This is a genomic window from Pseudoalteromonas sp. M58, from assembly GCF_042604605.1.
Lineage (GTDB): Bacteria > Pseudomonadota > Gammaproteobacteria > Enterobacterales > Alteromonadaceae > Pseudoalteromonas > Pseudoalteromonas tetraodonis.
In genome coordinates this window covers 97,818-121,864 of sequence record NZ_CP152390.1, presented here as the reverse complement: position 1 = coordinate 121,864, position 24,047 = coordinate 97,818, and the positions used below count along the sequence as shown (strand labels likewise).

General features: G+C 40.8%; 17 protein-coding genes. 9 read left to right on the top strand and 8 right to left on the bottom strand.

Going from position 1 to position 24,047, the window contains the following annotated elements; all coding sequences use genetic code 11:
* Positions 1-3: 3 nt before the first annotated feature.
* Positions 4-2,826: a tetratricopeptide repeat protein gene (locus AAGD16_RS00595; RefSeq protein ID WP_377113002.1), complete on the bottom strand. Its 2,823-nt coding sequence runs from the start codon at positions 2,824-2,826 to the stop codon at positions 4-6.
* A gap of 170 nt (positions 2,827-2,996) precedes the next feature.
* Between AAGD16_RS00595 and AAGD16_RS00590 the strand changes: the two genes are divergently transcribed.
* Positions 2,997-3,578: a DNA-J related domain-containing protein gene (locus tag AAGD16_RS00590; protein WP_377112999.1), complete on the top strand. Its 582-nt coding sequence runs from the start codon at positions 2,997-2,999 to the stop codon at positions 3,576-3,578.
* Between the two features lie 9 nt (positions 3,579-3,587).
* Here AAGD16_RS00590 and dbpA read toward each other — a convergent pair whose 3' ends face one another.
* The gene (gene dbpA / locus AAGD16_RS00585) at positions 3,588-4,976 is read right to left on the bottom strand and encodes an ATP-dependent RNA helicase DbpA (protein WP_377112996.1); all 1,389 of its coding nucleotides are present in this window, start codon (positions 4,974-4,976) and stop codon (positions 3,588-3,590) included.
* A gap of 194 nt (positions 4,977-5,170) precedes the next feature.
* On the opposite strand from dbpA, the gene AAGD16_RS00580 reads away from it, so the two are divergent.
* The 3 genes from AAGD16_RS00580 (at position 5,171) to AAGD16_RS00570 (ending at position 9,835) form a co-directional block, all read left to right on the top strand.
* The gene (locus AAGD16_RS00580; RefSeq protein ID WP_377112993.1) at positions 5,171-7,246 is read left to right on the top strand and encodes a TonB-dependent siderophore receptor; all 2,076 of its coding nucleotides are present in this window, start codon (positions 5,171-5,173) and stop codon (positions 7,244-7,246) included.
* Positions 7,247-7,403: 157 nt separating this feature from the next.
* The gene (locus tag AAGD16_RS00575; RefSeq protein ID WP_377112990.1) at positions 7,404-8,807 is read left to right on the top strand and encodes a M20/M25/M40 family metallo-hydrolase; all 1,404 of its coding nucleotides are present in this window, start codon (positions 7,404-7,406) and stop codon (positions 8,805-8,807) included.
* 86 nt (positions 8,808-8,893) lie between these two features.
* Positions 8,894-9,835, top strand: a complete 942-nt coding sequence (locus AAGD16_RS00570) for a tetratricopeptide repeat protein (RefSeq protein WP_013463743.1) — start codon at positions 8,894-8,896, stop codon at positions 9,833-9,835.
* A gap of 15 nt (positions 9,836-9,850) precedes the next feature.
* On the opposite strand, the gene AAGD16_RS00565 is transcribed toward AAGD16_RS00570, so the two are convergent.
* The gene (locus AAGD16_RS00565) at positions 9,851-10,771 is read right to left on the bottom strand and encodes a DUF808 domain-containing protein (protein WP_036957149.1); all 921 of its coding nucleotides are present in this window, start codon (positions 10,769-10,771) and stop codon (positions 9,851-9,853) included.
* A 122-nt stretch (positions 10,772-10,893) separates the two neighbouring features.
* Between AAGD16_RS00565 and AAGD16_RS00560 the strand changes: the two genes are divergently transcribed.
* The 5 genes from AAGD16_RS00560 to AAGD16_RS00540 all read left to right on the top strand — a co-directional run bounded on the left by AAGD16_RS00560 (position 10,894) and on the right by AAGD16_RS00540 (position 16,193).
* Positions 10,894-11,172: an MliC family protein gene (locus AAGD16_RS00560; RefSeq protein ID WP_013463741.1), complete on the top strand. Its 279-nt coding sequence runs from the start codon at positions 10,894-10,896 to the stop codon at positions 11,170-11,172.
* Positions 11,173-11,239: 67 nt separating this feature from the next.
* On the top strand, positions 11,240-13,270 hold the full coding sequence (locus tag AAGD16_RS00555; RefSeq protein WP_036957146.1) for a methyl-accepting chemotaxis protein: 2,031 nt from the start codon (positions 11,240-11,242) through the stop codon (positions 13,268-13,270).
* Between the two features lie 71 nt (positions 13,271-13,341).
* Complete coding sequence (gene ubiD, locus AAGD16_RS00550; RefSeq protein WP_013463739.1) at positions 13,342-14,808, top strand: 4-hydroxy-3-polyprenylbenzoate decarboxylase; 1,467 nt, start codon at positions 13,342-13,344, stop codon at positions 14,806-14,808.
* An 86-nt stretch (positions 14,809-14,894) separates the two neighbouring features.
* On the top strand, positions 14,895-15,608 hold the full coding sequence (fre, locus tag AAGD16_RS00545; RefSeq protein ID WP_013463738.1) for an NAD(P)H-flavin reductase: 714 nt from the start codon (positions 14,895-14,897) through the stop codon (positions 15,606-15,608).
* Between the two features lie 171 nt (positions 15,609-15,779).
* The gene (locus AAGD16_RS00540; protein ID WP_013463737.1) at positions 15,780-16,193 is read left to right on the top strand and encodes a CBS domain-containing protein; all 414 of its coding nucleotides are present in this window, start codon (positions 15,780-15,782) and stop codon (positions 16,191-16,193) included.
* Positions 16,194-16,240: 47 nt separating this feature from the next.
* Here the strand turns inward: AAGD16_RS00540 and add are convergent, their stop codons facing one another.
* From add to hemC, 5 genes are all read right to left on the bottom strand, one after another.
* Entirely contained in the window at positions 16,241-17,242 is a 1,002-nt protein-coding gene (gene add / locus AAGD16_RS00535) for an adenosine deaminase (RefSeq protein ID WP_377112983.1), read from the bottom strand.
* A gap of 122 nt (positions 17,243-17,364) precedes the next feature.
* The gene (locus AAGD16_RS00530; protein WP_377112980.1) at positions 17,365-20,055 is read right to left on the bottom strand and encodes an ATP-binding protein; all 2,691 of its coding nucleotides are present in this window, start codon (positions 20,053-20,055) and stop codon (positions 17,365-17,367) included.
* Positions 20,056-20,103: 48 nt separating this feature from the next.
* Positions 20,104-21,213, bottom strand: a complete 1,110-nt coding sequence (locus tag AAGD16_RS00525; RefSeq protein WP_024601986.1) for a heme biosynthesis HemY N-terminal domain-containing protein — start codon at positions 21,211-21,213, stop codon at positions 20,104-20,106.
* Positions 21,210-23,051 carry a uroporphyrinogen-III C-methyltransferase gene (locus AAGD16_RS00520; RefSeq protein ID WP_377112977.1) on the bottom strand — a complete coding sequence of 614 codons (1,842 nt, stop codon included), beginning with the start codon at positions 23,049-23,051 and terminating at the stop codon, positions 21,210-21,212. Before AAGD16_RS00520 ends, AAGD16_RS00525 begins: the two co-directional genes overlap by 4 nt.
* Entirely contained in the window at positions 23,051-23,989 is a 939-nt protein-coding gene (gene hemC / locus AAGD16_RS00515; RefSeq protein WP_013463732.1) for a hydroxymethylbilane synthase, read from the bottom strand. Before hemC ends, AAGD16_RS00520 begins: the two co-directional genes overlap by 1 nt.
* Positions 23,990-24,047: the final 58 nt, after the last annotated feature.

Genomic DNA, 24,047 nt, shown 5'->3' with positions numbered 1-24,047 from the left:
AGCTTATCCGTATTGCTTAAGCAGTACCAGCAAGTCATTTACTAATGTTGTTAACTTTTGAGTGTTAATTTGTGACTGAAGTAATTCGTCATCTAGTGCTTTTGCCACTAATGCTATTTCTTTAAACTCAAACATTTGTGCCGCACCTAAAACTCGGTGGCTATCTTTTTGCAGCGATTTATAATCTCCAACTTTAAAATGCTGTTCAATTAGCTCACTTTCTGTAATCAGGCTTTGTTTAAAACTCGCTACTAAATCACTCATATCTACATGAATACTTTCTGTCGATGAATCCTCATTTGCTGAGCTTAAGTATTTAGCTAAAACAGTGTAAAAAGATTCTTTATCTATTGGTTTTGCTAAATAATCGCTAAAACCAAGTGATAAGTAGTGGTCAATCTCGTGGCTCATGGCATTGGCCGTTAACGCTAAAATAGGCTGCTCATAGCCACATTGTTTGAGTAGTTCAAACGCAGAAATACCATCCATAACGGGCATTTGAATATCTAAAAGCACCAAATCCGGATACAGTTTTAAACTTTGCTCTACGGCTTGCTCACCATTTTCAACGGCAATCACTTCAAGTCCTAGGGAGTGTAAATAACGACTGATCAGTTTGCGGTTATCACTGTGATCCTCAGCAAGCACCACCTTACCGGATAACAACCTATGCCCTGCAGCCGATTTAGCCTGCATATCATCGTGGCAAACTTGCTCTTCAACTTGTATACAAGGCAAATAGAACGAAAACTCACTGCCCTTTTTAAACTCACTCTGCACGCTAATATAGCCACCCATCATAGCTGCTAACTGCTGCGACAAACTCAAGCCCAAACCGGTACCGCCAAAACGTCGGCTAATGCTGTTATCTGCTTGGCTAAAGCATTCAAAAATAAGCTTAAGCTGTGAGGAGCTCATACCAATTCCGGTATCTTGAATACAAAAGAGCAGCCCTTGATCCGTTTTGCTAACAGCAATTGTTACGTGCCCCTTATGAGTAAACTTAATGGCATTGGCGCATAAATTAATAAGTATTTGTTTTACTCGAGTTAAATCTAGCCGCGTAAAATAGGTATCACCTAACTGACTCTCTAATATCAGTGACAAGCCTTTCGCTTTAGTTTGTGGAGAAAACATAGCATGAACATCGTTGATCAATCGCACCATATCAAAACAGCTAATGTTAAGTTCTAGCCTGTTTGCTTCGATTTTACTTAAATCAAGCACATCATTAATCAGGCTTCTTAAATGCTCACTTTGTCGTTGTATTACCCTAAGCTCATCTTGTAATTGCTCAGCCTTGTACTGACCACTAATAAGATCGTCAGTTTGCGCCAAAATAGCGGTTAATGGCGTTCTAATTTCATGGCTTATATTCGCTAAAAACTGGCTTTTAACCTCGTTAGCTTCACGCAGTTCTTGCGCCACACTTTGCAGCTCTTTGGTACGCTGTTCAACTTGTTCGCTTAACTTTAACTTAGCTTGCTTTTCTGTTCGGCGCTTATAAACAGCAATTACCGTAATTAAAATTAATATGGCAACAATCACCAACAAAAACGTTAACTGTGAACGTTTAGCTATTTGTAATTCTTGTAAGTATTGTTGCTGTTTTAATTGTTTAATTTCTTGGTTTAGCTGATTTGATTCAAACTGAATTTGAAATTGACTGACCGCTTTTGAGGCTTCTTCGGTATTAACACTGCGCTGATAATCAACATACTGTTGATGCAAATTTAACGCTTTTTCATAATCCCCTAAGCTAGCATGGATCAGCGCTTCAACCCCCAAACCGTCTTTTATGCGCATGCCATTATTATACTCTTTGGCAAGCGTAATTGAACGCTCTGAGGTTTCTTTGGCATTTTCTGTATCGCCTTGCACAAATTGAACAGTCGATAACACGTGTAAGGCAGCCGCTAGTAACGACTTATTATCAGCCTCAAGTGCAAACTGTTGCCCTGCATTAGCATGATATAACGCGACATCAAATTTATTTAATTTAAGATTAATTGTGGCTAAATTGGTGTGCTTAGTCGAAAGCTGAAAGGCGTTATTAACACTTTGATAGTAGCGCAAAGCTAATTGGTTGTAATGCAACGCTAACTGGTACTGCCTCGATTCAGTGTACGCCACACCCATGTTACCGTATACCTGTGCAACGCCATCGTCATCACCAAGCTCTTGAAAAACTTTTAAAACCTCACGATACATCTCAAGCGCGGACTCATACCGAGAGAGACGAATATAAATACCGGCGATATTATGTAATATATCGGCTTTATCTTGTGCGCTCCCCTCTTTTTCATAAATGACTTTGGCTTGCTGATAATAATCGAGGGCTAGCTCCATGTTATACATATCAAAGTAAGCGAGCCCAATATTACTGAGTAAGTTAGCCTGTTTAATCGGGCTTTTAAGGGTAATGGCAATGTTTAACGCGCGATTATAATCAACGACCGCTTGTTGCACTAACCCTTGATAATAAAGCACCACGCCTTGCATTTTAATTGCACGAAAATAAAGTTTTGGCTGTTCTTTGAGGGTGCTATTCGCCTCTAGTAATTTAAAATACTTTAGTGCATTAGCTAAATCACTCTGTGTAAACGCCAGCTCCGCTAAGTCACTGTAAATGGTCACGCGTTGTAAATTTGGAAGATCAGGGTTAGCTAATATGTCTGTTGCAAGGCGGTGCTTTTTAGTCCATGTTTGCTCAAGATCGAACTGCTCAAACAAACTTGTCTGCTCATTGGATAAAGCGTCGTTTGATGCACCACTCAGTACAACCAAAAGACCAATAAAGCAGATGCGCTTTAACCGAGTCAGCATAAAAATATCCTTTAATCCTTGCTAGCCATAATAAAATGACACCCAAATAATATGTAAACATCTAATTTAGACCAATATAAAACAGGCATTCACGCCCACTCCTTGGGGTTTAATGTTACTTAGGTGTATGATAATTTGTTCAAGATACACCAATTAATAGATTGTAAACAATGCTTAACCCACTGATAGATGAGATTTTTGAACTATTAATCAATAATAAAGTGTGGATGGTTCATACTTTAGCATCGGAACTAAAAGAACGTGGGTTACTTGATACCTTAGCCGCTGATCCTGGGCGTGATTTATTTAAACGTAATTTTTTAATTATGAATGCACTTTATCAGTTACAGCAGCAAGTTATGCCAAAACAGCAGCTACTGATTAAAAGTTTACATATTGAGCTGGTAAGCGACCCTCGCCAAAACCAACTTCACCCAAACGATCCGCTGCGTGACTACTACTTAAACTGGCAAAATTTTGAAACATCAACAGCAGAAATTAACGCATTATTAGATAGCTTTTGGCAACGTTTCAGTAAGCCTAAACAACATGAAGCGCCTTTAAGTGCTAAGCAACATCAGCAATTAATCGCTCGCTGGCAATTAGTACAACCAATTACCTTAAAAACATTACAAAAGCGTTGGCGACAACTAGCCGTTCAGCATCATCCAGACAAACAAGGGGGTGATAATGAAGTGTTTAAACAATTAAAAATGGAATATGAGCAACTCAAGGCGAGCTGCTCATCTTAAAATGTAAAACTAGCGCGTCAGGCGACGAGCACGGATTTTACGCCCTTTAATATTGCCTTCGGTTAATTTACGTAACGCGGGTTTAGATGAGTTACGCTCTACCGCGACAAAAGCCACGTTATCAAGTACATTAATTTTACCCACTTGGCGCCCAGCAACACCGTCTTTTCCGGTTAATGCGCCTAAAATATCACCCGCGCGCACTTTTTGCTTTTTGCCTGCATCTATCATCAGCGTCACCATTTCAGGTTTGTATGGCGGCTTATCTAATAGGTTATAAGATGGCATTGGCTCAGGAGTAAAGTCACGCTCGTAATGGTCGCCAATTTGCGCTACTTTAAATTGCTCTGCCTCACCATAAATAGAACACGCAATCCCTTTTTTACCTGCTCGTCCTGTACGGCCAACACGATGTACATGAGTTTGTGGATCGTGAGCTAAGTGATAGTTAATCACCATGTCCATGTCATCAATATCTAAGCCGCGTGCTGCTACATCGGTAGCCACTAAAATAGACGCACTCTTATTGGCAAAATGAATCAGTGTTCGCTCACGGTCACGCTGCTCTAAATCGCCATGCAATGCAACGGCGCTGAAGCCTTCATCGGCTAAATCATCACATACTTGCTGTGTTTCTACCTTGGTATTACAAAACACCACACAACTTTGTGGGGTAAATTTAAGTAATAGTAATTTAAGGGTTGGATAACGTTGCTTATTATTATCCATTTTATAGAAGTATTGCTTGATAGTGCTTTTTTCTAGCTGCTCTTCTACTTTAATCATTTCAGGGTTGCTCAGAACACGCTTTGCAATGGCTTCGATTGATTTTGGAAAAGTCGCGCTAAATAACAATGTTTGACGATTTGTTGGAATACACTCAATTATGGCATCGAGGGTGTCTTGAAAACCCATATCAAGCATTTGGTCGGCTTCATCAAGTACCAGCGTTTCAACATCATCTAAGCGCAATGTACCTTTACGAATATGGTCGTCAACTCGCCCTGGTGTACCTACAATAATATGCGCACCATGTTCAAGCGAGCCAATTTGAGGACCAATTGATACCCCGCCACACAAAGTTAAAATTTTAATATTATGAATACCGCGTGCTAATTTGCGCATTTCAACCGCTACCTGCTCTGCAAGCTCACGGGTTGGGCACAGCACTAACGACTGGATACGAAAGCGTTTAACATTCAGCTTGGCTAAAACGCCTAGACTAAATGCCGCTGTTTTACCTGAGCCTGTTTTCGCTTGGGCAATAATATCTTTACCACTTAAAACAGGAGGCAGGCTTTGTGCCTGTACAGGAGTCATTTGGGTGTAGCCGAGTGTTGATAAATTATCAACTAACCCAGAAGGTAAGGCCAACGATGAAAAAGCAGTTGCAGTCACAGTAAATTCCATAGCAAAAAAATAACTTGAGAAAAGTCTCAATAAATATGCGGCTAATAATAGCAGATTTAACAATTAGCAACCATTAACAACGCACGATAAAAAGTGCAAATAAAGATATTGCAAATGATAGTTATTTTCATTAAGATCTGCGGCGTTTTACTATTCTAATAACTCTAAGCCGGAAGCTACTAATGAAACTTAACCCACTTTTTATCGCACTTTTAGCCAGTACCTCTGCAAATGTATTCGCTAACACCGCAAATATAGAGCGCATTGAAGTAAAAGGCAGTTACTTCAACGACTACAAAGTAGATAATGCCAGTGGGGCAATGAGAACCTCAACCTCATTACTCGATACCGCACAATCAGTCACTGTTATTACAGATACAATTGTAAATGAGCAACTAGCAACCACCTTAGGTGAAGTACTAAGTAACGATGCGAGTTTAACGCCAGGATCTAAGCAACGTAATCGTGAAGTATTTAACTTACGTGGTTTTGAGTTAAGTTCATCAACCGGCTACCTGCGTGATGGCCACCAGCATTGGTCGCACTATCAACAACCCATTGAAATTTTAGAGCAAGTTGAAGTAATTAAAGGACCATCGAGTATTTTGTACGGCCAATCGGGCCCTGGCGGCTTAGTAAATATGGTGACCAAAAAGCCAACCGCACAAACGTTATTTAATGCCAGTGCCGATGTCGATCAACATGGCTCAACTCGCTTTATGCTTGATGCTGGCGGCGCATTGACTGAAGCTGAAGATTTACGTGCCCGTGGCGTATTAGTAAAACAAAACGTTGAATACTGGCGTGAGTATCAAAACGGTGATAACCGCGAACGCGATCGTTTTTTAGGTGCATTAGTGGTTGATTACGATATTAGCGATAACGCCTTAGTACGTGTTCACTATGACCGTACCGATGACGAAGCAGGTCTAGATACGGGTGCTTGGATCGATAATGATGCCAATATCATTGGTAACGATAAAACAATTCGTGACATGTCTTGGGCCTTTACCGACATCACCGTTGAAAACATGGGCATTGATTTTATGGTGTTTTTAACCGACAACTGGCATGTAAATTTAGGCTACAACGAGCAAACATTTGAACGCCAACGCTTTGAGTCAGCACCACGTAAGCCAAGTGACTTTATCGAAGGCGATAGTTATCAGTCACGCCCTTACGATCGCTTTGATGATTGGCAGTTTAAAACTGCTTTTATCGACTTTATTGGCGAATTTGAAACCGTGGGTGTGCATCATCAATTATTAATAGGCGCTAATTCACTGGATTATTACTACGGCCAATTACGCACATCTGCTGATGCAATTAATTTTTCTGCCGGTCAAAATGAGCCTAATCGCCCTAATATAAGTTACAAATCAGATGATACTATTAGCTCATCTGCCTACGATTACTACGGGATTTATATTCAAGATTTGATTTCGTTCTCGCCTAAATGGCAACTATCACTGGGTGGTCGTTACGATAAACAAAGTAAAGAAAACAGCAATAACGAATCGTTCGTACCTAAGGTCGGCGTACTTTACCATCCAAATGCATCAGCAACCGTATACGCAAGTTACTCGGAAGGATTTGAGCCGCAAAACGAAACATTAGAAAATGAAAATGATGTTAATAATGGCATGAAACTCGATGCCATTACCTCTGAGCAACGAGAAGTTGGGGTTAAATGGCAACTGTTTGATGATCGATTAATGCTTAGCGGCGCCCTATTTGATATTAGTAAAACAGGCACCTTAGTGAGCGAAAATCTGATTAACCCTATTGGTGATATAACCAGTATAACCACGCAAGCAGGTGAACAACGCCATAAAGGCTTTGAACTTTCTGCACAAGGTGCTGCTACCGATCGTTTATTTGTTATGGCATCAACCATGTATTTAGATGCTAACTATGAACGAGATGAAGAATTAGAAGGTAAGCGCCCAACCGATGCGCCAAAGTGGTCAGCCTCACTTTGGACCCGTTATGAACTCAACGACGCCATTGCTTTTAATGCCGGCGCTTTTTATGAAGGTGAACGTTTTGCCGATAATGCCAATACAGTAACAAAACAGGGATATACCCGTGTTGATGTTGGCGCAACATACGCACTTAAGGTAAGTAATACAGATATTAACCTGCGTTTAAACATTGAAAACTTATTCGATAAAAACTACCTAGCCGGTGGTGGATTAAATAACGTGACGGTAGGTGAAGGCACAAACGTGCGTTTAGCAGCGCAATTTAGCTTTTAAATACAAACTTTAAAAACCCATAGCCCACCTCAATTTGAGGTGGGCTTTTTTTTGAACTGACTTTTGAACCCACTGAATAGCCTACTCATCTCATCTATTTTTTATCCTGTTTGTTACATGCTTTAATGGTGTTAATCATTACAAAGGCTCTCTGAATATGAAACAATTGCTCACAGCACTCCTATTTACCACCAGCATGACGGTAAGCGCCAACAACAGTGAATTCACTACAAAACAGCTACAACAAGTAGATGAGGTGCGCACCACCGCCCTTAAAAGTGATTTAAGCTATCAATTACTAGAATCACTCACCACTGAAATAGGCCCGCGCCTACCAGGCACCGAAAACGATAAGAAAGCCGTTGCTTGGGCAAAAGCAAAGTTTGATGAATTGGGCTTTGATAAAGTCTGGTTAGAAGAAGCAACCTTCTCTGAATGGCGTCGCTATAGCGAAAGCGGAAAAATACTCACTCCAAGCGAGCAACCTCTGCATTTAACAGCACTGGGTAACAGCATTAGTACACCCAAAGAGGGGATCAGTGCACCTGTCGTCTTATTCGAAACCCTTGACGAATTAAAAGCTGCACCGGCGAATAGCTTAAAAGGTAAAATTGCTTATATTAATTACCGTATGAACCGTGATATTGACGGCAATGGTTATGGCCCCGCGGTAAAAGCCCGTGCTACCGGAGCAATTGAAGCAGCTAAAAAAGGCGCCGTTGCCTATATGATGCGCTCAGTTAGCACTGGCCACCATCGCTTTGCACATACCGGCGGTAGCTATTATAAAGAAGGGGTAATTAAAATACCTAACGTGACTATTGCCAATCCTGATGCTGACCAAATAGCACGATTAGTCGAATTAAACAAAGACGTGTCGGTTAATATTAATGTACAAACCGAAAACCTAGGCGAGGGCACTGGTTATAACGTCATTGGCCAATTTAATGGTACTGAAAACCCTGAGCAATATGTACTTATTGGTGGACACTTAGATTCGTGGGATTTAGGTACTGGCGCTCTGGATGATGGCGCTGGCGTTGCCTTAACCATGGCAGCAGCAAAGCATATTAGTGATGTAAAACGTCCTAAGCGCAGTATTCGCGTTGTGCTTTTTGCAGCTGAAGAACTCGGCCTTTGGGGCGCAAAAGCGTATTTTGCAAAGCATAAAAATGAGCTTAATAACATTGTGGCTGCTGCAGAGTCTGACTTTGGTGCTGATGTAGTTTATGGCTTTGAATCAAATGTAAACGCAGCTTCACTGCCAGTAGTGCGCGCGATTGCCAAAGAGCTTGCGCCATTAAATATTGAATACATTGGCCAAAATGAAGCTAAAGGCGGCCCCGATCTCATCCCATTTAAAAATGCAGTTTCTGCACCTATTTTTGAACTGGCACAAGATGGTACTGACTACTTTGATTACCACCATACAGCGGATGACACCCTTGATAAAGTGACACCCGCTAAACTTCGTCAAAACACCGCTGCTTATGCTGTATTTGCGTTAATGGCCGCCGACGCTAAAACGACCATTAAACCAAAAGCACGCACTAAAGAGTAACTGACATAATTACTTACAGTTTGCTGCTTTAACTAATACGCTCATTGTTTTAACTTAAAGAGAATTAAAACAGGGAGCGTATTTTCATGCTGCTTTTCAATACCAGTCAGTCTTTTCCTCATTTTACACAAGTACAGTGCTGCCCTAATTGCAAAAGCAACAGCTATCACTTAGTTAACCAAAGCCGCTTTTTGCGCTTTACTATTCTTCCTATAGTTCCGATAAAGTTGAGCTATAAACGCGAGTGCTATCAATGTGGACATTGTGAGCCTACAAGCATTAAAAAGTTACCCCTGTTCGAAAAGCTAAGCCTACCCAAATACTGTATTGGGTTAGTTTTATTGCTGTGGGTATTGTTATTTTTTTACCAAAAACACCTTAATGCTGAGGCGCTAAAACAAAGTTATTTAACCAACCCCAAAGCCTACGACACCTATTTAGTAAAGGCCGATAAATTCACTCATGAACCGTGGACACTGACTAATTTAAAAGTAGCGCAAGTGCTGAGCTTTGATCAGCAATTTATAACGTTTCAGGTGAGTAATTACAGCTATAAGCGCAGCAGCGCTATAACCACAGCAATGCGTGCCAGTTTATTAGTGCAAAGAGATTACTTTTCGTCTAAAACCATCACCCTACCTCGTAATGAAATAAAACGCTTATACAAGGATGACATCATATTCGACGTGCTGCGCCCCTATGCAAATAGTTTATATGGGGGGTTTGTGATGTTTCCGCCACAGCCAAAACCTTTATATAAAGGAGTAAAGCTCGATAAAAATAATCAACAAGGAATTATGTACCACAAAGATGGGCAATACGATGAAGCGCTAGAAAGCTTTACTCTTGCAGCGCAAACAGGTTCTCAATGGGGGCAACTAAATCTGGCGCAAATGTATCGCGACGGGCAAGGCACAGAGAAAAACGCCCCACAAGCTATTTATTGGTACAAAAAAGCCATTGCTCAAGGTAATAGCAAAGCTAAACACGAGCTTGAGCAATTATGTAAAAGTGCACAATGTGAATAATGTAAAGTAGCGCGATTACGCCGCGCTATTATGGGTTTTAAAGAGCTTAGTATAGGTTACATGCATAATAACAATAACCAAACCCGCAACCACACCAAGTAAGCCATCAAATACTAAAGGGGCTAGCATCTCACCTACCCCACCTAAAGTTGACTGGGCGTAATGTGTGATATCAATCTGAGTATGATGCAGTAACTCAACACCATGCACTAAAATTCCACCCCCCACTAAAAACATGGCGATTGTACCTGCAAAGGCTAAAAACTGCATAAGTCGGGGAGCTGCTGCAAGTAGGCCTTTACCCAGTAATTCTTTAAATTTATTCGCAGAGAGTTTTGATTGGTTAAGTAAATACAATCCTGCATCATCAAGTTTTACAATTCCAGCTACCAGCCCATAAACACCAATTGTCATGATGATGGCAATAACACTTAGCACCAGTGCTTGATTCATTAACGTAGCCCCAGCCACAGTCCCTAAGGTAATTACAATAATTTCAGCAGACAGAATAAAGTCAGTACGAATAGCACCTTTTACTTTTTGCCTTTCATATTCAACTAAATCTAACTTTTCATCATCATCTATCGTTTCCTCATGGTGAGGTAAAAAGCGAGCAAATACTTTTTCAGCGCCTTCAAAACATAAAAATAAACCACCCATCATCAAAAGTGGCGTAATTAGCCAAGGCAACCACACACTAATTAATAACGCAGCAGGGACTAATATCGCTTTATTTAAAAACGACCCTTTTGCCACCGCCCATACTACCGGCAGCTCTCTATCGGCAGTGACCCCTGTAACTTGCTGCGCATTGAGCGCCAAGTCATCTCCTAGTACGCCTGCCGTTTTTTTAGTCGCAACTTTACTCATGGTCGCAATATCATCAAGTAAGGTCGTTATATCATCAAGTAATGTTAAGAGGTTAGTGCCAGCCATGATATTCCCTAGCTAAAAATAAGAGCTTAAACATAACGTAAAGCCTTATTTTCACCAACGGTTAATTTAGCTTTGCTAAGCTCTTAATTAACCAAGCGACTAAATAAGTAAAACACAGCCTAATGAAACACTACGCCATTACTATTGCTTTAATAGCCCTGGTTGCATGCAATGAGCAACCCATTACAACAAACTACATGTGCGATAACACCGCTGCACAGCTAGATATTATTAGCAACAAACAGGCGACGCTCCGCTTTAATAAGCATGATTATTTATTAACTCATGAGGTGAGTGCCTCTGGTAGCAAATATATTAATACCAAGGTACTGTTTTGGAGTAAGGGCGAGCAAGCTATGCTAATAATTAACGGTAAAAAATATCAATGCACAAGCAATTAACCACTAACTAACAACATATTAAAAAACTTGCTACACTAACAAAAGTCTTAATACTGTTGATAAAGTTATGCATTCTATCGCTATAAAACATAAAATAATTTTAGCCTTTTCAGCTATTGGCCTGTTAATGCTCACCAGCTGCATATTTTTTTACTGGTCACTCCATCAAATCAGTACCACTAACTCGCGCATAGAAACGTTAGCGGTTCCGGTACAGCAAGCGAGTAAAGACCTGCGTTTATCGCTACTTTCAATTACTAAATTTAACGCCATTGCTTACAGCCAAACTAAACTTGATTTACTACTGCAAAATAAAAAGCAAGCACACGCAGAGCAAACACAGTTTTTTAATAAATTAGAGACGCTAAAAGCACAAGTTGCAAAGCAACAAAGTATGCAAACATTACTTGTTACTATTCATAATGACTTCACTAAACTAAACACTATAAGCAACGACATGCTTGCAGCAAAAGAGCAACGCTTTAAGGCGCAAAGTACCGCCGCAGCACTGACAGTTACCTTTAATGAACAGCTTCGCGATCTGAGTAACCAATTACTTGATATAGAGCTTATAAACGTAGCGGGCAACCAGCAATCGCTTTTAAATGCAGTTTTTGGCACAGCGACTCGAATTGATGATTTATTATTTACTCTAAACAATAATGTCAAAGGCATTGGGCAAGTAACCACCTCTGAAGATATCAATGCCCACCAACAGGACACTTCTTTTTTACTCGATAATATTCAATCTAATCTTAGTTATTTAGAGCAACAAGCCTCTCCTATTGCAAATAAGCTCAACGCCAATGAGTTAATAGCGGCGTTTAACGATTTAAGCAGCCTATTAAATAATCCTGATGGGCTGTATGCATTGCAGAACACTGTACTCAATAGCAAAGACAAGGTTGATCAGCGGTTTGAAAGTTTTCAACATGCCTTTATCATTATAGAAAATCAGCTAATTGAGCTTAATAAACTTGCAGACACGCGCTTTGACTCCCTGCAAGAGAGCGCTAAGTCAGCAATCAATACCGGCTCTAGCTTAGCTATTATTATTGCTTTTGTTTTAATTGTTTTGCTGGTTATTATTTCAGTGTTTACTACTAACGCCATGCTAAAACCACTTAAAAAGGTGAATAAAGAACTCGCACGTATAGCCTCAGGTGACTTTTCACAGCGTAGTAATCCTCTAAGTAAAGACGAATTTGGTACCCTACTGCATAATACCAATAAGCTTTGTGATGATTTAACTCACCTAATAAAAGGGATCAGTAACGACGCCTACGAACTCGATAATTCAGCCATTCAAACCAGTGAAAAAGGGCAACAAATGACCATCGTTGCTAAGCAACAGCTGGAACGCAGCGCACAAGCAACCTCATTAGCGCAACGTATGCTACAAAGCTCACAAGCCGTTTACGAACAAGCGCAGAGTACCTCAAATGAAATAACGAATGCCTCGCAGTTTGCAAATGATGTCAATGACATTGCAAACAACAATAGCCAAAGTATTGAATCTCTTTTAAGCCGCCTAGATAAAGCAGTTAGCAGCACCGAAGAGCTTGCACAATACACCAAACTGATTGGCGCTATTGTTGATACGATTAGCAGTATTGCAGAGCAAACCAATTTGCTAGCGCTTAATGCGGCCATTGAAGCAGCAAGAGCCGGTGAACATGGTCGAGGATTTGCCGTAGTGGCCGATGAAGTGCGTTCGCTCGCAGCACGAACACAAAGCTCCACTAGCGAAATAACCACCATGATCAACACACTACAACAACATACTCAGTCTACCCAAGCTGAAATAAATGATGGTCAACAACAAGCCAAACATTGTGTTGAAAACAGTACTGAACTAAATGCAGCCGTTGAGCGTATCAAAAGCACGTTAGTATCGGTCAATGCAATGAGCAAAGACATTGCCCATGCATCGCATGAACAACTTGCAAACAGCACTGATATCCAACAAATAATGGCTAAGGTAACCGATCATGCCACCTTAAATGCCGACAATGCGACGACCCTAGCAAGCGAAAGTGAAGATGTTAACCAACTTGCACACTCTTTAAAAGGTGCGGTAGAGCGCTTTAAGTTTTAAGTGCAAGTAATGACTTGGCTTGCATGAACTGGGTATAATACTTTTAACTTTTTGCTAAGTAACGGCCCACAATGAAATACAAAGATCTACGCGATTTTATCGATTTACTTGAAAAACGAGGCGAATTAAAACGCATCAGCCAAGAAATCGACCCGTATCTTGAGATGACCGAAATTGCCGATCGCACACTGCGTGCTAAAGGCCCCGCTTTATTATTTGAAAACCCGAAAGGGTATGACATGCCTGTTCTAGCTAACTTATTTGGTACACCTAAGCGTGTAGCAATGGGCATGGGCCAAGAAGATGTCAGTGAATTACGTGAAGTTGGTAAGTTATTGGCATTTTTAAAAGAGCCAGAGCCACCAAAAGGCATTAAAGAAGCCCTTGGACAAATTCCGGTATTTAAGCAAGTCCTTAATATGCCAGCCAAAGAAGTAAAAAAAGCGCCTTGCCAACAAGTTATTTTACAAGGTGACGATGTTGATTTAACCAAGCTTCCTATTCAGCATTGCTGGCCTGGTGATGCTGCGCCTTTAATTACTTGGGGTTTAACCGTTACCAAAGGGCCTTATAAAAAGCGTCAAAATTTAGGGATTTATCGTCAGCAGTTACTTGGCAAAAATAAAATTATTATGCGTTGGTTATCTCATCGTGGTGGCGCGCTTGATTTTCAAGAGTGGTGCAAAGAACACCCTGGTGAGCCGTATCCGGTATCAGTGGCATTAGGGGCTGATCCTGCCACAATTTTAGGGGCGGTTACTCCGGTCCCCGATACATTAAGCGAATATGCTTTTGCCGGTTTATTGCGTGGCAGTAAAACGGAAGTGGTTAAGTCTATTTCGAATGATTTACAAGTACCGGCCAGCGCAGAAATCGTGCTTGAAGGGCATATTATGCCAGGTGAAATGGCACCTGAAGGCCCTTATGGCGACCATACGGGTTACTATAATGAAGTCGATGACTTTCCCGTTATGACAGTCACTCATATTACTCATCGTAAAGACCCTATTTATCACAGTACCTTTACGGGTCGTCCGCCTGATGAGCCAGCTATTTTAGGGGTGGCTTTAAACGAAGTATTTGTGCCAATTTTACAAAAACAGTTTCCAGAAATCGTTGATTTTTATTTACCGCCAGAGGGCTGCTCGTACCGTATGGCCGTGGTTACGATGAAAAAACAATACCCCGGGCACGCCAAGCGCGTAATGATGGGGGTTTGGTCATTCCTAAGACAGTTTATGTACACTAAATTTGTTATTGTCTGCGATGATGACATTAACGCCCGAGATTGGAACGATGTAATATGGGCTATTACCACCCGTATGGATCCTGCACGCGACACCACGTTAATTGAAAACACGCCAATAGACTATTTAGACTTTGCATCGCCTGTCTCTGGCCTTGGTTCAAAAATGGGCATGGATGCAACCAACAAATGGCCTGGCGAAACAACCCGTGAGTGGGGCGAACCTATTGTTATGGATCAAGCCACTAAAGATCGCGTTGATGAACTTTGGGATAGCCTAGGTATTCTTTAACGACTTTGGTCTAGGCTATAAACTCACCCTGCGGATATGCTACTATTGCTCAAATAAAGTGCGTATCCGCTAATTTAAGGTAAAACATGCAAACATTACACGCTGACGTTGTTTCTATCAGTCCACTAACAGAATTTGTTCATAAAGTTATTTTAAAGCCGCAGCAACCCGTCACATTTGAAGCTGGCCAATATTTACAATTGGTTTTAGGTGAAAAAGATAAACGTGCGTTTTCAATTGCAAGCCGTCCTTCACAAACGGATGCTTTAGAATTACATATTGGTGCTTCAGTTGCTGACTCATATGCTATGCAATCGCTAGAGCACCTTCGTAGTGCCCACAATAATAATCAAACAGTGACTATTGAAGCGGGCTTAGGTGTTTCTCAACTACGTTTGCAGTGCGAGCGCCCCATTATTTTACTTGCTGGCGGCACAGGCTTCTCTTACGCAAAATCAATGGCCGATCACCTTGCTGAAATAAATTGTCAGCGCCCAGTGCTATTTTATTGGGGTGTTAAAGAAGAGTCTGCGCTGTATGCACACAGCGAAATGAAAGCTTGGGCAGATAGTCATAAGCACTTCGAATTTATTCCTGTGGTAGAAAATCCTACTGACAGCTGGACTGGCCATACTGGTTATGTGCATAAAGCGGTAATGGACGATATCATCTCGCTTGAACCTTACGATATTTACATGGCAGGTCGTTTTGACATGATAGGCATAGTGCGCGATGACTTTATTAGCCACGGTGCCATTCGCGAAAACATGTACGCGGATGCATTTGCTTTTATAAAATAACAGAAAATGCATCATTTTTAAGGCACCTTAGGGTGCCTTAATTGTTTTTATTGCCCGCCATTACCGCTGCGATGATTGTTATTACCTATTAAACTCATCAACATAAACAATTTCCTAAAATCCAATCTATAAACCATACTTTGTATAGAACATTCAGCGGGAGAAACCTAAATGCTAAATACAAAAGTAAAAGATTTTATGCAACACAAGTTGCCTCATATCACCCCTAATACAGAAATGACGACCGCCATTGCAGAACTACAAAAATTTAAATTGCTTGGTGCCCCAGTATTTGACGATAACAAGTTGCTAGTAGGTTTTATTTCTGAGCAAGAGCTTCTTAAACCCCTAATGCAAAGCAGTTATTTTTGTGACGGTATGGTAAAAGTATCGCAGTTGATGCAAACAGAAGTTGTGACGGTCAGCGGTGATACCAATATCATGGAATTAGCAGAACAAATGCAACCCGGTAAGCCAAAGAATTACCCTGTGGTTGATGGTGACGTTGTAGTTGGCATGATCAGCCGTGCCGATATTTTAAAAGCACTTTATGATAATTACGTTAGCTGTCAAACTCACATATAAACAAAAATGCCACTGTAAACAGTGGCATTTTTTTATAGTACAGGTGATTAACGCTGTGCGACTTTGGTTTTGAGTGCCTGTTTAGCTGCATCACTTAAATACGCAATCTCAAGTGCATTGGCTTGCGCTTTTTCCATATCAGCTTGCGATAAACCAGCTTGTGGCGCTGCAGTTGTGTATTCGTACTCAATTTCAATCCCTTCAACAGCCGGATCATCGGTATTAATGCTGGCCAAAATGCCATGATCTAAAAACTGTTTAAGCGGATGCTTAGTTAAATCATTCACTGTGCTGGTTTGAATATTACTGGTTAAGCACGATTCAATACCAATACGGTTATCACGTAAATAATCCATTAGCGTTGAGTCTTCAATCGCTTTAACGCCATGCCCTATTCTGCTTGCGCCAAGCTCGTTTAATGCTTGCCAAATACTGGCAGCACCCAATGCTTCGCCAGCATGCACGGTAACCGCTAAATATGCATCGCGTACTTGTTTAAAGTGATCAACAAACAGCTCGCCAGGGTAACCAATTTCGTCACCCGCTAAATCAACCGCGACCAAATCATTTTTAAAAGCAAGTAAAGCATCCAGCTCGTGTTGACAGGTTTTAACACCGTAAGTACGAGATAAAATACCAATTAAGTTTGCTTTAATATCAGCATCTTTTGTTGCACTTTTAATACCATCAATCACGGCTTCAACAACGCCCTGAGGATGTAAACCTTGGCTTTGTGCCATGTAGTAAGGGCTAAAACGTAGCTCTACGTAATCAAGGCCTTGCGCTTGTGCATCTTCAATGTTTTCTATCGCAATTCGTCTACAAGCATCATAATCACCCAGTACCGTGACCCCCCAATCAAGCTTTTGTAAAAATGCCATTAGGTTTGGCTCAGGATCAATAACTTGAACATGAGGAATAAGTGCCTCAACATTATCTGCTGGTAAAGCTATATTAAACTGACGACCAAGTTCTAGTATGGTTTGCGCGCGTACATTCCCATCTAAGTGACGGTGAATATCTAGCAAAGGTATTTTTCTATTAATCATAGTAGCTACTCGGTTGAATTAAAATTGCGCGAATGATACGCAGGTACAGTAATATTTCAAGTGTAGAATATTTAAAATGGCGCTTGGAGGTCTTATGTCTGCCTTTTGTACAAAAATACGTGTTACTTATCTAAGCGAGATAAATAATACCAAAGCGTTTTAAATAGCTCATCAGCTTCAATAGGCTTGGTCATGTAGCTATCCATTCCAGAGGCAATCGCTTTTTGAGCGTCTTGTTCGTGAGCGTTGGCGGATAAACCAATAATAGGTAAATCAAAAAAACCTAACTCATTACGAATCACTTTTGTTGCTTGTAAGCCATCCATATTCGGCATTTGAATATCCATTAATACTAGATCGTAGTTTTTTTCGCTAAGCATCGCAATCGCTTCTAAGCCATCATTTGCGATATCAGCAATACCGTGTTTAGTTTCTAAAATAGCACTTACAACATGTTGGTTTAATGGGTTGTCTTCCACTATAAGTAATTGATATTTTTCTAAAGAAATATTACTCACATCAATTTTTGATAAAGCATCAGCACTGTATTTGGCTTTTGGCAGCGATGAATGAACTGGTAAGCTAAAAGTAAACGTAGATCCATGCCCCTCACTGCTTTTTAAATCAATAGCCCCTCCCATCAATTCGACCAATTTTTTACAAATACTCAAACCTAAACCAGTACCACCGTACTGACGTGACGTTGAGCTATCTGCTTGAGAAAAGGGTTTAAAAAGCTGTTTTTGAGCTGCAGAGCTAATGCCAATCCCGGTATCGTTAACACTAAAATATGTCATTTTTGATGATTGCCAAATCTTTAACGTAATACAGCCCTTTGCGGTAAATTTTACTGCATTATTTAATAAATTAAGCAGAATTTGCTTTAAACGAATAGGATCGGTATTGAGAATTAAATGCGCATCGCTGTCATACTCTAATTTTAAAGAAAGCGATTTACTCTCCACCTCAAATTGCATTAAACCGACGATGTCCTCGGCTAATTGCTTGAGGTTCACAGGCTCTTGCATTAACTCAAGTTTACCGGCTTCCATTTTAGAAAAGTCGAGTACATCGTTTAACACTCTTAATAATACACTTAGAGCACCATCAGCTTGCTCTATATAGCCTTTTGCTTGCTGCCAATCCTGTTGTTGTAGCGCTAGATAGTGCATACCCTTTATGCCATTTATTGGCGTGCGTATTTCATGACTCATGTTGGCTAAAAACTGACTTTTTATAGCACTGGCTTCATCGGCCTTTTGTTTTTCTTGGCGTAGCGTGAGTGTTTGCTTTGCCACTTGTTCGCGAATCCGAATATTGGTAGCCGTCACAGAGATCAAAAATATAATCAACAACCACACAAATAACATACCCACTATTTGCGCTAGCCAGTATATGAACCACGATGATTTTAAAACGGGTTGATGCAGCTCAACGCGCCACATTCGCTGACCAATTAACAACTGATATTTTTTTAGTAACACCATAGAATGATGCTCTGCAATATAAAGTGCCTGCTGTTTTTCAGCATTATTAATATCAAAAAAACTAATCGCAATACGCTCATTAGAGTCAAACGACAGCGACTTAGAAAGTTTAGCTAAGCTAACTACGGCAACAACAAATCCTTTAAAATCGCCTTCTGTTACCACATTTCCAAAAACGGGATACATAAAAAATACACTTAATTCTTCGTTATTCGGTATCAGTGCTGTCGGTTCACTGATCACCAATTCATTAAGTACTTTAGATTTAGTGAGTGCTGTGCGTACTTGCTCGTTTGAACCTAAATCAAACCCAACAATATCTTTCATTCCCCTAAGTGGGTTTATATATTTTACGGGGTAATAGAGCTCTCGATAGGGGGCTTTTTGCCATTGCCCATTCGCTGATTTTTGTTTGATAAACGGGTTTTCGCTATCAACTTGCTCAATCCATGATTGATACTCGGCACGAGAATCATCAGTAACCGCAGGAACCCATTTAAAAGCAAGTATTTCTTCACTGTAGCTTAATTGTTTAGCTGTAAACTGCGTAAACTCACTAAAACTAACGTCTTCACTATTTGCTAAAAAACCACTTAATAAAGATAGATGCGCAATGATCTCATCTAACTTTTGATTTATAGCGCTTTGAGTCGCAAGCACTTTCGTTTCTTGCTTTTGAGTGTCTTTTTGTTTTTTTACACTCGCTGCACCATAAAAACTAATACTAATAATCGCATAAATAAGTAATGCAGGAACAATAACTTGTAGTCGATGGCGCATTTCAGAATAGTGAAATACAGCTAATAGCAATGGGGTAAAAATTAATACGCCAATGCTGTCACCTATCCACCAAGTAATAAAATTATCCAGCGCATTCGCAGCAGGAATGATCTGGTTAAATACTAATAAACTCGTGCCAGCAATAGCGCCTATAACACAGCAGACAGGACCTGCAATTACTAAGCTTTGAATACTTAATTTTAACGATGAAAGGTCTAGAGGGGCTTTTATTACTTTTTTAATTATTTGCGCGCCGAGCCATGCTTGCAAAAAAGCAGCGCCGCTGAGGCCCACTGCATGTAACAAAATTTGCCAGTTTAAAATATCTGTAACATGGTCTAAATGAATTAAATTAATCAGTAAAGAACCAGCAATAATGCCTAAGTAAGCGCGATGGCGCCATAATAAAAAACTGGCTAGTGCAATGCCTGCAGGTGGCCAAGAAGCCACGGCATAACCGTCTACTGCGAGTAATAAATTACTAAGATAACCGGTAAAAAAATAAGCGCATGCAAGACTAAAAGAGAGTGTAAACACATTTTTCATAGCCTTCGCTCCTGCGCTTTTAATTATTGATTTATAAAATATAATCCATTATTGATAGAGCACAAGCGCCTTATCTAATTGTGCGCTGTGTTTATAGCTTAGTATAGCTTGTTGTCGATACTGTGATTTGTTATCACTATTAAGCGCTTTGTCGAATACTCGTGCAGCTAAATCATAATCACCTTGGGCATTCGCTAAACACGCCAATGCTAATAATAACGCGTTATTGTGCTCATCTTTTTTCAACCGTTCTTGAATGCTTGATTGCAGCTTGTAAGCATTACTTGGCGCAGCTTCACGTAAAATGTCGGCAAGTTCAGAGTGGTGCTTAGCGTGTTTGAGCATTTTAATTAACTCGTTTTCAATACTCGCCAACTGCCCTGTTTTTGCCATTTGAGTTAAGTACGCAGTGTGCGCATGTGCTTGCAATTTCTTACCTAATTGCTGGTACTTACTGGTTAGCTCATCACTCGCTTGAGCAGCAAAATAAGCTAAAAACACCTGCTGCCACTGCTTATCGCTCAATGCATCTTTACGTAATAAGCGCGGTAAAAAGTCTTCTAATATTTTAAAGTGCTGCTGTTGCACCAACACTTCAGTGTACAGTTTAAGCTCAAGTACCGTGGCTTTTTTAGATTCAGCCGCCATCCGTATTTGCGGTTCAATAACACTGCTGTCGCCACTGGCTAACCATAGTTTAGCCACTTTTAGTTGCTGCTCAGGGCTTATTTCAAACAAGTATTCCAGCGCTTTATCGGGTTGATTATTTGCCAGTGCAGCTTTTGCTAGTAACGCCAAACGTATGTCTAAAAATTTAGCTGGCACACTGTTACTTGATAACGCGCTTTCCACTTGCGCGTAATCGTCATTAATCAAGCTCCACAGTGCTTGCTCTATAGCTGCATGCTTGCGCTCTTGGCTGCGAGCAAAAAATCCATGTTTGGTATTTCTGTAAATAGATAAACAGTAGCGTACGAGTTTGTAAGTTAAATACAAAGCTGCTGCGCTCAGTGCCGCCATAATACAAAACGAAACAATCGTACCTTCTATGGTGGTGTTATTAAATGAAATCAGTACATAGCCTTTTTCATCTAACACGAAAGGAGTGATCGCTAATACCAATACAATAGCGACAATAAAAATGATCAACCCTATCATTGTGTCCACTCCTTAACTTGCTGAGTACTTTGCAATGTCACCTCAGGGTTAAAGTTAAGCGGCTCTTTTTCAAGGTTTACTAAAGTTTTTAGTACCACTTTTGTGGCATTATCATCTTGCTTAAAGTATTCAGTAACTAAACGTTTTGTGTCGTTTAAGGCGCTAAAATAGATGCTGGCTTGCTTGCTCATTAGTGCATCTTGCGCCTGAGTAATATTGAGCTTTATGCGCTGATTAATCAGGTGGCGCTCTCTATCAGTTAATAGCGGCTCTATTAATACCCCTTCGTGATGGCGAATTGTAATAAAGCTATCAACTATTTTATTCCAGCTATTTCGGATGTTTTGTTGCCAATCACTCATATTTTCAGAGAGCGCGTTTTCATCAGTTACTGACGCTTCTTCTGGCAAATTAACCGCATTAAATACCAAGTTATCGATACGATCTCTTACACTATTTAACTGTAAGTAAATCGCCTCTGTCGCAACGGGTTTAATGCTATCGAGCGCTTGTATGTCTTGTATAATTGCTTGGCGCAACTCAAGCGTGCCTGGGTGGTCGCTTAAAAGTGAATCTAAACGTTTAAGCACTGCACTTGTGCCTTGGTAATCTTGTTCAGCCCACAATTTAAATTCAGCCATGCGTTGTAAGCTAGTCACTTCTTGTGGGTTTAATGTGTTACCACTTTGCTGCACTTTTTGCAGTGCTGCTTTTAATGCTTGCTGATTTTTTACAGAGTTTTCATTGAGCGCCATAGCAATTTGCTCTTCGCTCTTTTGTAACGCTTGCTGTAGACTGAGTTGCTCAGACTTAAGCGCTTGCAGCTCTTGCTGCAATATCTTATTTTGCTCTGTTAATGCATTAACCGCTAAATTTTGCACTTTACCGGCATTGAGCTTTTGATAAAACTCATAACCCACGCCACTGGCAACAAGTAACGAAATCACCAACGCTAAACTGCCCACCTTACTCACTTTATGGGTATTATTTTGCGTTTGATTATTGGCTTTTGCAGTGTCGTTTTTAGCGGTATTAGACGTGTTATTGGCTATTGGTTGCGCTGCTGCTTTTTCTACTTTTGACGTCGCTGACTGTTCACTCATTTTGCTACCTTGCTGATTAATGCAGGCAAACATAGCGTGGTCGCTAGCCCCTGCCGCAGTATGTATATGTGTCGAATTTATTTTTTGCTGTTGTAAATAATCGCCAATACGCTCACTGGCAACATAAAATTCGCACTGTTGTAACCATGTTAGTTGCGCCGCGGTAAGGGTATTAAAAATGGCATCAACGGCGGCATTACTAGTAATGACTATACCGTGTACATTCTGGCTTTGCCAGTGGTCTATCCAGTCAGCGGGTTGTTGCGCTACCGGCTCACGCTGATACACCACACAATTATTTAAAAAAGCACCGCGTTGTTTTAAGGTTTTTGCTATCTCAGGCCGCCCACCAATACCTTTAACCAACACGATATTACTGCCATCAACCTCAGCCAATGACTTAAGCGCCAGCAACCCCTCAGAATCATGTTGTTTTGGCAAAGCAGCACGTACACCAAATACTTCATAAATGGTGTCGGCTGTTTGTTGGCCAACACCATAAAACTGCGCTTTGGTGTTAATTGCAGGCTTAAGCGCACTCAGTGCATGTACTGCATCTTGCGAAACAAAAATAATTTTGTCGGCATTAACCAACGGGCTTAGCTCAACGCTGGTTGGGGTTAAATACGTTATTTTTAGAACAGGACATAAAGACGCTTGATAACCCGCTTGCTCAAGTTGCTGTGCAAGGGCTGCGCCTTTTCCTTCGGGCCGAGTTATCAAGATGTGTTTCATTATGCGTCTCGATATACGTCAGCAAGGATTTTATCTGCGCCTTGTGCTAAGAGTTTTTTAGCCAGCTCAACTCCTAATTTTTCCGCATCATCAACATGCCCACTAATTTCATCGCGTAAAATTTCGCTGCCATCAATCGCCCCAACTAAACCACGTAAATGCACTTGCTCACCATCAACCAATGCATAAGCACCAATCGGAACTTGGCAGCCCCCTTCTAAGTGGCGGTTCATTGCGCGCTCGGCATTAACACGAATACGAGTTTCACTGTGCTCCAGCGGAGCTAATAAGGCTTTAGTAACTTCATCATTTATACGGCATTCAATACCGACAGCACCTTGACCATTAGCAGGTAACGACACTTCTGGCTCAATAAAGTCACGAATACGTTCACCCATTTCTAAACGAATTAGCCCAGCCGCTGCGAGTATAATCGCATCGTATTGACCACTATCAAGCTTTGCTAAACGTGTATTTACATTGCCACGTAAGTCACGAATTTCTAAATCTGGACGCAACGCTCTGATTTGGCATTGGCGACGTAAACTTGAGGTGCCAACAATGGCGCCTTGCGGTAACGCATCAATATTGGCAAAATTATTTGAGACAAACGCGTCACGCGGGTCTTCACGCTCACAAATAACGTGTAACTCTAAATCATCTGGAAATTCGACTGGCACGTCTTTCATTGAATGCACTGCAATGTCTGCTCGCCCATCAAGCATGGCTTGTTCTAGTTCTTTTACAAATAAGCCTTTACCACCAATTTTAGCCAGTGGTGTATCTAAAATAATGTCACCTTGAGTCGACATAGGCACCAGCTCTACACGCACGTCATCGTGAAAATGCTCTAGCTGCGCTTTTACAAATTCAGCCTGCCACAGTGCCAATGCACTTTTACGAGTAGCAATGCGAACTAACTTTGTTTTTTCAGTCATAAAATATCCATTAATAATTACTGGGGTCTGTTGACCTTCCAGGATTAAAACCTGTTCT